Source organism: Prevotella sp. E13-27, assembly GCF_023217965.1.
GTDB lineage: Bacteria > Bacteroidota > Bacteroidia > Bacteroidales > Bacteroidaceae > Prevotella.
The window spans coordinates 1196167-1208076 of record NZ_JALPSC010000002.1; the positions used below are offsets into that span (position 1 = coordinate 1196167).

Annotated in this window: 13 protein-coding genes; all 13 read right to left on the reverse strand. The window is 44.3% G+C overall.

Annotated elements, in window-relative coordinates:
- Window positions 1-39: 39 nt before the first annotated feature.
- Window positions 40-1752, reverse strand: a complete 1713-nt coding sequence (locus M1L52_RS14025; RefSeq protein ID WP_248615651.1) for a VWA domain-containing protein — start codon at window positions 1750-1752, stop codon at window positions 40-42.
- A 23-nt stretch (window positions 1753-1775) separates the two neighbouring features.
- Complete coding sequence (locus M1L52_RS14030; RefSeq protein WP_248615652.1) at window positions 1776-2774, reverse strand: vWA domain-containing protein; 999 nt, start codon at window positions 2772-2774, stop codon at window positions 1776-1778.
- 44 nt (window positions 2775-2818) lie between these two features.
- Complete coding sequence (locus M1L52_RS14035; RefSeq protein WP_248615653.1) at window positions 2819-3943, reverse strand: BatD family protein; 1125 nt, start codon at window positions 3941-3943, stop codon at window positions 2819-2821.
- Window positions 3944-4002: 59 nt separating this feature from the next.
- A complete protein-coding gene (locus M1L52_RS14040; protein WP_248615654.1) occupies window positions 4003-4872 on the reverse strand; it encodes a DUF58 domain-containing protein in 870 nt (289 codons plus the stop codon).
- Complete coding sequence (locus M1L52_RS14045) at window positions 4872-5867, reverse strand: AAA family ATPase (protein ID WP_248615655.1); 996 nt, start codon at window positions 5865-5867, stop codon at window positions 4872-4874. Before M1L52_RS14045 ends, M1L52_RS14040 begins: the two co-directional genes overlap by 1 nt.
- Before the next feature lie 32 nt (window positions 5868-5899).
- Window positions 5900-7135: an HU family DNA-binding protein gene (locus tag M1L52_RS14050; protein WP_248615656.1), complete on the reverse strand. Its 1236-nt coding sequence runs from the start codon at window positions 7133-7135 to the stop codon at window positions 5900-5902.
- Complete coding sequence (locus M1L52_RS14055; protein ID WP_317231493.1) at window positions 7135-7383, reverse strand: HU family DNA-binding protein; 249 nt, start codon at window positions 7381-7383, stop codon at window positions 7135-7137. Before M1L52_RS14055 ends, M1L52_RS14050 begins: the two co-directional genes overlap by 1 nt.
- Window positions 7384-7418: 35 nt before the next feature.
- The gene (gene rimO, locus M1L52_RS14060; RefSeq protein ID WP_248615658.1) at window positions 7419-8720 is read right to left on the reverse strand and encodes a 30S ribosomal protein S12 methylthiotransferase RimO; all 1302 of its coding nucleotides are present in this window, start codon (window positions 8718-8720) and stop codon (window positions 7419-7421) included.
- A complete protein-coding gene (gene ftsY / locus M1L52_RS14065; protein ID WP_248615659.1) occupies window positions 8710-9666 on the reverse strand; it encodes a signal recognition particle-docking protein FtsY in 957 nt (318 codons plus the stop codon). The genes rimO and ftsY overlap by 11 nt, the downstream gene beginning before the upstream one ends.
- Window positions 9667-9827: 161 nt before the next feature.
- Window positions 9828-10358, reverse strand: a complete 531-nt coding sequence (rplI, locus tag M1L52_RS14070) for a 50S ribosomal protein L9 (RefSeq protein WP_248615660.1) — start codon at window positions 10356-10358, stop codon at window positions 9828-9830.
- A gap of 20 nt (window positions 10359-10378) precedes the next feature.
- Window positions 10379-10645: a 30S ribosomal protein S18 gene (rpsR, locus tag M1L52_RS14075; protein WP_237818556.1), complete on the reverse strand. Its 267-nt coding sequence runs from the start codon at window positions 10643-10645 to the stop codon at window positions 10379-10381.
- 3 nt (window positions 10646-10648) lie between these two features.
- On the reverse strand, window positions 10649-10996 hold the full coding sequence (gene rpsF, locus M1L52_RS14080; RefSeq protein ID WP_248615661.1) for a 30S ribosomal protein S6: 348 nt from the start codon (window positions 10994-10996) through the stop codon (window positions 10649-10651).
- 98 nt (window positions 10997-11094) lie between these two features.
- Window positions 11095-11898 carry an MBL fold metallo-hydrolase gene (locus tag M1L52_RS14085; RefSeq protein WP_248615662.1) on the reverse strand — a complete coding sequence of 268 codons (804 nt, stop codon included), beginning with the start codon at window positions 11896-11898 and terminating at the stop codon, window positions 11095-11097.
- Between the last annotated feature and the right edge of the window lie 12 nt (window positions 11899-11910).

Genomic DNA, 11910 nt, shown 5'->3' on the forward strand with positions numbered 1-11910 from the left:
TATAATCTGTTCTGTCTTTTGTCTTTAATAATCAAACGACTACCAGTTCTTTTCATTGCGACGACGATCGCCCTGCTTCTGAGCTTCGTTCATACGCTTCTGTGTCTGTTTCTCCTGCTGCATGGCAGCGTTAAGCAACTGTTCAGCATTCTCCTTACTCATCTGAGGCTTCTGCTGTTCCTGCTTCTTTTCCTGCTGCTTGTCTTGCTGCTGATCCTGCTGCTGTTGCTGCTGTTGTTGCTGCTGCTGATTCTTTTTGTCTTTATCCTGATTCTGCTTCTGTCGTTTGCAAAGCTCAAGATTGTAACGCGCTTCATCGTCACGAGGATTCAGGCGCAGACACTGTTTATAGTTCTCAATAGCCTCACCATACATCTTGTGCTGCTGGCACACTACGCCTAAGTTATGATAGGCCATAGACTTACGTGTGGGGTTGGTCTCCAGCTTGCACGACTTCTCATAAGCGACAACAGCTGCAGAGTCTTTCCTCTGAGCAAGCAGGGCGTTGCCGAGATTATAGTGAGCCTGCGGATTCTTGTCGTTTTTCTCAATAGCCTTGCTGTATGACGTCTCAGCATGCTCAAAGTCCTTCTTCTGATAGAACTTGTTTCCATGACGCACATGAGAACGGTCATTCTGCGCAGACACAGGGAGCGACACAAACAAGCCCATCGTAAGAACACACATGATGAGGACTGACATGAAGACAGAAGACTTCTTTGAATTATCCTTCTTTCCGAATATCTTTATTCTACTCATAAGCGGATTCTTGCTTTCCAAGATGATTACCTCAAGTATCAACAGCAACAGGACTATTATGCCAACAGCCTGAAACTGTTCGTCGAAATCACTATACATGGTGCTTTCAGTCTCACTCTTCTCGAGTTTGTCGAGCTCTGCGTCAAGCATACGCTGAGCATTGGAGTTATTCTCCACATGAATGTATGCTCCTCCGCCAGCCTGAGCAATCTCGCTACACATCTGCTCATTCAAGGCAGACATAACTGTATTGCCAGAATTGTCTGTCATATATTCGCCAGTCTCCTTAACAGGAATAGGAGCACCGCTGGTAGAGCCAAAACCGAGAACATAGACACGCATGCCCATCTCTTTCGCCTCCTTGGCAGCATCGAGCGCCCCACCCTCGTGGTCTTCACCATCGGTAATAACGATGATTGCCTTGCCAATGTTCTCCTGCTGAGTGAAGCTGTGAGATGCCATACGAATGGCTGCAGCAATGTCTGTGCCTTGATTCAGAATCATTGACGGATCAATGCTCGAAAGGAACATCTTTGCCGACACATAGTCGCTCGTTATAGGCAACTGAACGAAGGCATCGCCAGCAAAGACTATCAAGCCTATCTTGTCGTTGGTAAAGTTATCGACAAGATTCTCAATCATCATCTTTGCACGGTCAAGACGACTTGGCTGCACATCCTGTGCCCTCATGGAGTTACTGATGTCCATTGCGATGACAGTCTCGATGCCAGTACGTTTCTCATGACTGATGCGAGTACCAAACTGCGGACGGGCCAGCATGACGAAGAGAAGTGCCAAGGCAGCCTCAAGGAGATAGAACTTTACTGCTTTTCTCGCACGTGACACATCGGGCATCAGTTGCTTCAGCAGCTCTGGGTCGCCAAACTTACGCAAGCGTTTCTTCTGACTCCTGTTCGAGATGAAACGAACAACAGCCAAAAGTGCCACAAGCACCAATCCATATAGATAAATAGGGTCTTCAAATCTAAACATAAGATACAATCTAAAGAATCTTGTTAAGGAATTCGTCTAAACACCGTAATTCTCATGAGCACCTCAAGTAACAGGAAGATAACAGCGAACAAGGCAAATGTCTGATATGCCTCATAGCGACGACTGTACTGCTTAACGTTGAGCTTGCTCTTCTCAAGTTTATCAATCTCTTTATATATCTGATTAAGTTCCTTATTGTTCTTGGCACGATAGAAATCGCCATCAGTAGCAGAAGCTATTGAGCGAAGTGTCTGCTCGTCAATCTCAACAGGCAGATTGACATACTGTGTGGCACCGCCTACATTCATAGGATAGCGGGCCGTACCTGTGGTTCCTACTCCAATGGTATAGACTCTTACGCCAAGACTCTTGGCTATCTCAGCAGCTGTCATAGGAGAAATGTCGCCTCGGTTGTTAGAGCCGTCAGTAAGCAGTATCACCACCTTGCTCTTAGCCTTAGAGTCCTTCAGACGGCTTACTGCATTAGCCAATCCCATACCAATGGCTGTTCCGTCTTCGATAAGGCCACGAGCAGCAATATCAGTACGTATATTCTGAAGCAATGAGAGCAGCGACGAATGGTCGGTTGTCATAGGACACTGTGTGAAGGCTTCGCCAGCAAAGATTGTTAGTCCGATATTATCATTAGGACGACCAGCCACGAATTCTGCTGCGACATTCTTTGCTGCCTCGATGCGATTAGGGCGCAGGTCTTCAGCAAGCATTGATGTAGAGACGTCCATAACCATCATAATGTCTATTCCCTCAACAGTCTGATCCTTCCATGCGTTATGGGTCTGAGGACGAGCCAAAGCCAACACCAGTGCCACGAAGGCTGCTATGCGAAGTAAAGGCAGAACAGGCATCAGCGTTATTCGCCAGCTTCGCGGAGCATAACGGAAGGCAAAGGTGTCTGACATCCGCATGGTGGGTTCTGTTTTCTTGCGATACATCGCATACCATAGAATATATGGTATGATGAGCAATAGCGCAAGAAGATATTCTTTATTGGCAAATTCCATATATTGTAAACTTTACCTTTTTCTTTATTCAATCAAAACAAATACTAATCCAACAGAGCATAGAGGCTATAGACGATATAGCAGAACAACACTACAGAAGCAACAGTCAGCGTTATTATGACTGTCTTCAGAAGTGTTCTCTCCTTCTTAGACTTCTGTTCCTCCTCTGTGTACTTTGGCTGAACAACCTCAACAGTCTGCATGTCCTCACGCTTCGTTTCATTGATAAACTCCAATGCACTAACCAAGTTGGCATCGTTCTCATTTATCAGCGTAGAATATTTTGCAAACTTAACAAGGTCGGCAGTCTGGAACAGATGTCTGAGCTCATCGAGGGATTTGGCATCGGCAGATGCCATGAGCTGCTCAATAATCTCGCTACTTGTCATCTCCATAGCAGAGAAGCCGTAACGTTCCTCGATGTATTTTCGCAGAGCATCAGTAAGCCTTGTATAGTACTTCTTAAGTTCTTCCTGGTTATCGTCGGCAGGACGATGGTCTGTTCTAAGTGTCTCAATCTCCTTTATAGCACGCTGGTGAGGCAAGATGCGCTTCACGAAACTAATTGTCTTAATGATTGGCTTGTTGTCGCGAAGTCTAAGATAGAGATAATAACTCACAATCATCAGCACAAGCAAAAGAACGCTCAGCCAGAACGGAGTCTTCCACTCACTCCACAGGAATGGGTTTGACTGCACATCCTTAGGACCAAAGAAATTCTCAGGATGAAGCGTATCTACATCCAAGGTAAGAACCTTGAGAGCCAGACTCTTGCTCTTATAAACCTTACCACCAATCTTTACCTCAAAGGGTGGCAGATAATAGAGAGTATCGTCAAATGAGGTGATAGTATAAGTAACCGTGCGCTCAACAAATCCGTTCTCAGTTCCGTGAACACCTTCTTCCTTGCTTTCAAGAACCTCAACACCTGGAGTTATCTCCTGACTGGCTTTGAAAACAGGAAACACGGCATCACTACCCTCCTTCATTGTTGCCTTAACCTTCACTTTCGCCTGCTCACCAATCAAAATCTCGATTGGACTGATAGTTGCCTCAACAGAAGCATCCTGTGAGAAAGACGGCATAGTAAAAAGCATAGCGACAACAATCATTGACAATCTGCTTGTCAGACGGGCTACGGTTAATTTACTCGATTCTATATATTTCATTACGATTCAAATAAACAATGATGTTTGTTTCATCTTCCTGAATACTCAAACAGATGTTATTAACGTCTTTGCATGAACAAGCCCATCAGAGCCTTCACATAATCTTCATCTGTTGCAACACTAACGTTGTCAACATTACATTTAGCAAAGGTCTCCTTAAGTCTTATCTGATGAGTATTCCAATATCGATGATAGGCATCACGGAGCTTCTTGCTGCTTGTGTCAATATACTGTTCGTAACCTGTCTCAGCATCGACAATCTTCATCAGACCCACATCAGGCAGTTCCTTAGCACGCTTGTCATAGACCTGAATAGCTACAAGATCATGCTTCCTGTTAGCTATAGTCAGCTGCTGAAAGAAATCCTGTCTAACATAGAAGTCACTCAAGAGGAATGCTGTGCAACGACGCTTTGACACACTTGTAAGGAACTCCACAGCCTGTGCCACATCGGTGCGCTTTGATTCTGGCTGGAAGTCAAGCATCTCGCGAATGATATAGAGAATGTGCTTTCTGCCTTTCTTGGGAGGAATATATTTTTCCACCTTGTCAGAGAAGAACACCACACCAATCTTATCATTATTCTGGATGGCAGAGAATGCTATCGTTGCAGCAATCTCAGTCACCATATCACGTTTCATCAGCTTCTGAGTGCCAAAGTCCTGAGAGCCGCTGACATCGATAAGCAGCATAACAGTAAGCTCACGCTCTTCCTCGAACACCTTAACGTATGGCTTATGGAAACGCGCAGTAACGTTCCAGTCAATATCGCGAACATCGTCACCATACTGATATTCTCTTACCTCAGAGAATGCCATACCGCGACCTTTGAACGCTGAGTGATACTGACCGGCAAAGATGTTCGAGCTAAGACCGCGTGCCTTAATCTCGATTTTTCTTACCTTCTTAATTATATCAGATGTATCCATCAGGGAACTTCCACCTTATTGATAATCTTTGAAATGATTTCTTCGCTTGTAATATTGCTTGCCTCAGCCTCGTATGTCAATCCGATGCGATGACGCAACACGTCGTGTGCCACAGCTCTTACGTCTTCTGGAACAACATATCCTCTACGCTTGATGAAGGCATAGGCACGTGCTGCCTTTGCAAGATTTATAGATGCACGAGGCGAACCACCGAATGAAATCATGTCTTTCAGTTCCTTCAAACCATAATGATCAGGATAACGGGTGGCAAAGACAATATCAGCAATATACTGCTCAATCTTCTCATCAAGATAAACCTCTCGCACTACTTCACGAGCCTTAAGAATCTCTTCGGCTGTTGTGACAGGTGTCACCTTAGGAAGTGAGCCACCAATATTCTCGCGAATAATCTTCTTCTCCTCGTCGAGCGTAGGATAGTCTATCACAACCTTGAGCATGAAACGGTCAACCTGTGCCTCAGGCAACGGATATGTGCCTTCCTGCTCGATAGGGTTCTGTGTAGCCATCACAAGGAATGGTGTTGGCAAGTCAAATGTCTCGCCACCAATTGTTACCTGCTTCTCCTGCATGGCTTCGAGCAATGCGCTCTGTACCTTTGCTGGAGCACGGTTAATCTCATCTGCCAAGACGAAGTTTGCAAATACAGGACCTTTCTTGGTCATGAACTGTTCGTCCTTCTGAGAATATATCATTGTGCCTGTTACGTCTGCAGGCAACAAGTCTGGGGTAAACTGTATTCGACTATACTTTGAGTCTATGAGCTGTGACAATGTCTTGATAGCCAACGTCTTAGCCAAGCCAGGCACACCTTCGAGCAGAATATTACCATCGCTCAGCAAGCCAATGAGTAATGAATCCACAAGGTGTTTCTGTCCTACAATAACACGATCCATACCAGCCACGAGGTTGGTTACGAATGCGCTTTGCTGTTCAATCCGGATATTCAATTCACGGATATCAATTGCTTCTGCCATAATTCTGTTTGTTTTTTTTATTCTAATTGTTTTTATTGCTTGTTTTTCTTATTGACATTTTTCTTCCATTCCAACTTAGGAATCTTAATATCCTGGCCTTCTGGGAGTACGCTTGAAGCAGTAATGCCATTATAGACTTCTATATAACAAGCCATACCCTCACCAAGGTAGCGACGTGAGAGACGGTCTGAAGTATCGTCTTTCTTCGTTTTCACGACACTTGCCGTACCCATAATATAGTAGGCTCCGTAACGTACTCGAGAGTCCATCTGTTCATACTTCTTGTATTCAGGCTCTGATTCTACGACATTGGTCTTAGCAGCCTCAGTAGTTTGTGGTTCAGCCTTAACCGCCTGGACTGAGTCTTTAAAAACAGAGTCTTTCTTAGCAGCTGCTGAATCATTGGTTGCAGCAATAATCATGCTGTCTTTATGCTGCTTTTCGTCAGAAGGAACCAACTCTTGTTCAACAACATCTTCTTTCTGACTATTAATCAGGTTCTTTACATTATCAGACAAGAATACGCCTGCTATGAAACCAACCAAAAGTGCTGCAACGACAGCGCCGTAAATTACCCATGACTTATTGTCATTACTAATGTCGGTATTATCGGTATTATCGGTATTATCGATATTATCGTCACTATCAGTAACCACTTCTGTGTCATCAGATGCGGGAACTTCTTCTTCAGCAATCTCAATCATCTCGCTGTTGTCATCAGCAGTAGTTGTAGTTTCTTCCTGCTGTTCAACTTGTTGGGGCTCTTCGATAGCAGTTTCATCAACAGTGTCAGAAGTAACGATTTCTTCTGTTGAAGTCTCAACTTCCTCAACAGGTGCTTCTGGAGCTTCAGGTTCAGTATATACCTCAGTCTCATATTCTGCTGCATCCTCAGACTCAATATCAGATTCAGTAGCAACAACAGGATTCATATCGTCAAAGGTTACGCCCTCATTCAATATCACTGTCTCAAAGCTGGAGAACGGCTTGTTGACAATGTCCTTCATCGTGGTATCAGGAGTAAAGGAAATCTTTGCGTGACTATCAATAAGCACCCTTTCACCTGTATTCACATTTACGCTCTCACGAGCTTCAACATTAACAAGCTTGAAAGTGCCGAGTCCTTTAACCTTTACAATCTCGTCGATGTTCATTCCTTCTTGGATAAGGTCAAAGAAAGCATTAACGAAACTCACTGCCTCGTCATTGCTCAGTCCACCCTTATTCACAAGGATAGTTGCCAGTTCTTGAACACCAAATTTTGCCATTATTCACGCCCTCCTTTTTTCACTTTGTCTTTCCACGTTGTATTAGGTCTGAAGGTAAGTGCCATCTTAGGCGGAACAAGCATCTGTTGGCCTGTCGTAGGATTTACGATGACACGTTCGAGTTTCTTCCTAACCTCAAACGTACCAAAGCTTGATATCTGGAGTGAGTCTCCGTCAATGAAACGGTCTCCAGCCTCACCAAGCATAATGTTAATCAAACGTTGGGTATTATTATTCTTGTACCCCATTCTTTTCGCAAGTTCTGCGACAAACATCTTATTGTTCATACCACTTCTCCGTATAAATCAAACTCTTCGGAATCGACAATCTTAACCTGATAGAACTCGCCAATCGTTAATATGCCGTTATCTTTTCTTATAAGAACTTCTGGGTCAACTTCTGGTGAGCAGAACTCACTACGTCCTATATAGTAGTCGCCTTCCATTCTATCAATAACAACCTTCATTGTCTTTCCCACTTTCGCTGCTTCTATCTCTGCAGAGATATTCTGCTGCAAACGCATCAGGCGATCCAAACGTTTCTGTTTTACATCTTCAGGAACATCATCGTCGTAGTGTTCAGCAGAATAGGTTCCGTCTTCTTCAGAATAGGCAAAGGCACCCATACGCTCGAAACGAGCCCAGCGTGTAAATTCCAGCAGTTCGTTGAAGTCAGCATCAGTTTCACCAGGGAAGCCAACCATCAGCGTTGTGCGTATATGTATTCCTGGTACTTCCTTACGCATACGCTCAATCATTGTCATTGTTTCTTCCTTAGTGACATTTCTGCGCATGCGCTGAAGCATATTGTCGGATATATGCTGCAAGGCAATATCAAGATACTTGCATACATTATCGTTCTCACGCATTACCCTCAGCAGGTCCCATGGGAAATGAGCAGGATAGGCATAATGAAGACGTATCCACTCCACACCTTCAATCTTCGCCATACGCTCCACGAGCTCAGCTATACGCTGTTCACCATAAAGGTCAACTCCGTAATAGGTCAGTTCCTGAGCTATTACCTGAAACTCCTTCGTTCCTTGAGAAACGAGCCACTTCACTTCGTCAAGAATCTCTTCCATCGGACGGCTCTGATGCTTTCCTGTAATCAAAGGAATAGCACAGTAAGCACAATGGCGGTCACAGCCCTCGCTTATCTTGATATATGCATAATGATTAGGAGTCGTTATTACTCGGCGAGCATTTCTCTCAATCTCTTTTTCGCTCTCTAACAAGTCATCAACAAGCTGGCGATAGTTGAACTTACCATACCAACCATCAACTTCAGGTATCTCCTTTTCCAAGTCTGCAAGATAGCGTTCAGATAGACAGCCCATCACATAGATGCGCTCTACCCTATTCTCTTTCTTGGCTTCACAGAACTCCAGGATGGTGTTAATACTTTCCTCCTTTGCATCTGCTATGAATCCACAGGTGTTTATTACGACTATCTCACCTTGTGGATTATCAGAATCGTGGGTACACTTAAAGCCATTTTTCTCAAAAAGCCCCATCAACATTTCAGAGTCAACGAGGTTCTTTGAGCAACCCATAGTTATTATATCTACCGTCTTATGCTTCATTGAACAAGGAATCGACAAACTGACGTTTATTAAATAACTGCAGGTCTTCCATACCTTCTCCCAATCCAATATATTTCACAGGCACTTTCAGCTGGTCACTAATACCAATCACGACACCGCCTTTAGCTGTGCCATCAAGCTTAGTGATAGCAAGAGAAGTTATTTGTGTAACAGCTGAGAACTGCTTTGCCTGTTCAAAAGCATTCTGTCCTGTAGAGCCATCGAGCACGAGCATCACCTCATCAGGTGCCTCAGGCAGCACTTTCTTCATTACTTCCTTGATTTTCTTCAGCTCGTTCATCAGCCCAACTTTGTTGTGCAGACGGCCTGCTGTGTCGATAATCACAACATCGGCACCATTAGCCTTTGCACTCTGCAAAGTATCGAAAGCCACACTTGCCGGGTCGCTGCCCATCTGCTGCTTTACTACGGGAACGCCTACACGCTCACCCCAAATGCAAATCTGCTCTACAGCAGCTGCTCGGAACGTGTCAGCAGCGCCGAGATAAACCTTCTTGCCAGCTTTCTTGAACTGATATGCCAGCTTGCCTATCGTGGTGGTCTTACCAACGCCATTTACACCCACAACGAGTATCACGTATGGGCTGTGGTCTGAAGGAAGATCCCAATTGTCATTATCGCCTGTATTATTCTCTGACAGCAATGATGCAATCTCATCGCGCAGTATTGAATTCAGCTCAGATGTAGAGACATACTTGTCACGTGAGACACGCTCTTCAATGCGCTCAATAATCTTCAGCGTAGTGTCCACACCAACATCAGACGTAATCAGCACTTCCTCAAGATTGTCAAGTACGTCATCATCGACTTTTGACTTTCCTACAATGGCTCGTGCCAACTTATCGAATACCGATGTCTTGGTCTTTTCAAGTCCTTTGTCAAGTGTCTCTTTGTTCTTTTTACCAAAAAATCCAAAAATTCCCATATAGCTATACTAAAATTTCGTACAAAGGTAGTGCAAAAAGCGCAAAGCACAAAGAAAAGCGAAATTCTTTAACATTATTCAAACAAAAATATAAAAAAAGGCTCGACCATCGTATTTGACAGTCGAGACCTCTCGTCAATTAATGATGTGCTTTACAGCGATTATTCTGCAACAGGCGCTTCAGCCTCCTCAGCTTCAGAAGCTTCAACAACGGGAGCTTCAACAGCAACAGGAGTCTCCTCTACAGGAGCATTCTCAGCAACTACCTTTACAGGAATCTCAACGGTTACCTCCTTGTGGAAGTGAACCAGAGCAACATAGTCACCTACCTTCTTGATGTCGCGCATTGTGATGATCTTGCGATCAACATCATGGCCGAGCTTCTTCAGCTCCTCAGCCACAGTAGCAGCGTTAACTGAACCATAGAGCTGACCAGTAGCACTAACCTTTGCAGCTACGCAGATAGCTACGTTCTCAAGTGCGTGTCCACGCTCCTCAGCAGCGGCCTTCTGTGCAGCCAGCTTATGTGCCTGCTGCTTGAGGTTCTCTGCCAGAATCTTCTTAGCTGACTCAGAAGCGATAACGCCCTTACCCTGAGGGATGAGGTAGTTACGGCCGTAGCCAGACTTTACATTCACGATATCGTTCTTGAATCCCAAGCCGATAATATCTTCTTTCAGTATAATTTCCATTCTTGCGTCCTCCTCTTTAATTATTTCATCAAATCGGTTACGTAAGGCAGCAGTGCAATCTGACGTGCACGCTTCACGGCCTGAGCCACGCGACGCTGATACTTCAGTGAAGTGCCAGTGATGCGACGGGGAAGAATCTTACCCTGCTCGTTCAGGAACTTCTTCAAGAATTCGGGATCTTTGTAGTCGATATACTTGATACCGCTCTTCTTGAAACGACAATACTTCTTCTTCTTTGTGTCAATAGAAGGAGCTGTGAGATAACGGATTTCTGATACTTCTGCCATGATTTAAGCCTCCTCTGATTTAGTTGCATACTTCTTACGACGCTTTTCAGCATACTCTGCAGCATACTTGTCAAGCTTCACAGTCTGGAAGCGCAGCACTTTCTCGTCACGACGATAAGCGGTCTCCAGTGTCTTGATAACTTCTGGCCCAGCCTTGAATTCAACGAGGAAATAGAATCCCGATGTCTTCTTCTCAATCTGGTAAGCCAGCTTCTTCAGTCCCCAGGCCTCTTCATTCAGGATCTCAGCACCTTTGTCGGTGAGCACTTTCTTGAACTTTGCGACCGTTTCCTTTGTCTGATCGTCAGACAAAACGGGAGTTAAAATGAAAACGGTTTCGTACTGATTCATACGTTTTTTAATGTTTAAATAATGTTATTTTGCAAAATGCGGGTGCAAAGGTACTACTTTTTTCCCTTTCCTGCAAGTTTTTATTATCATAAAAAAGCTTAAAGCTCGAATAAACCCGTGGGGTTTGTTCTTTTCAGAACTTCCAGCTCAAGATCTTTCCCCACCACGATACCATAGGAGCGCAGTATTGTCTCTACTGTCTTGCGTGCCAGTTCGGGATGATTATTTTCCTCCGACAGATGGCAGAGCCACACGTGTTTCAGCTTCTCACTCATGTTGTTTGCAAGTGCTTCACCACAGGCATTGTTGCTGAGATGTCCAGTTCCGCTAAGTATTCGTTCTTTCAGATGCTGTGGATATGGTCCTTGTTGTAGCATCTCAATATCGTGGTTGGCTTCTATCACAAGATATTGGGCTTTGGAGATGAATGACTTCATCTCTTCTGTCACCATACCGGCATCAGTAATTATGCAGATATTCTTGTCATCATGTTCCACGAAGTAGCCCACATTCTCGCTACTGTCATGTGGCACAGCAAATGGAGTGACCTTGAAGACATCATCAAGGTTGATGCTTTCACCTGGCACGACATATCTGCGCAATTGTGACGTAATCTTCCTCGCAACGCAATAGTTACGGTCTATTCCCTCGTGAACAGCTTCAGTGGCATAGATGGGCAGATGATAGTCGTGACTGATACTTCCTACGGACTTTATATGGTCTGCATGATCATGTGTAATGAACACATGATGAATCTGCGTAAGGCTGAGTCCATAGTCTTTGAAGTTTTTCTTCAGAGTCCTGATTCCAACTCCAACGTCTATGAGCAGTCCTTCTTTTTCTGTATATATAAAGTAACAGTTGCCACTGCTTCCGCTACCAAACGATATAAAATTCAGCATCTATTTGTTTTT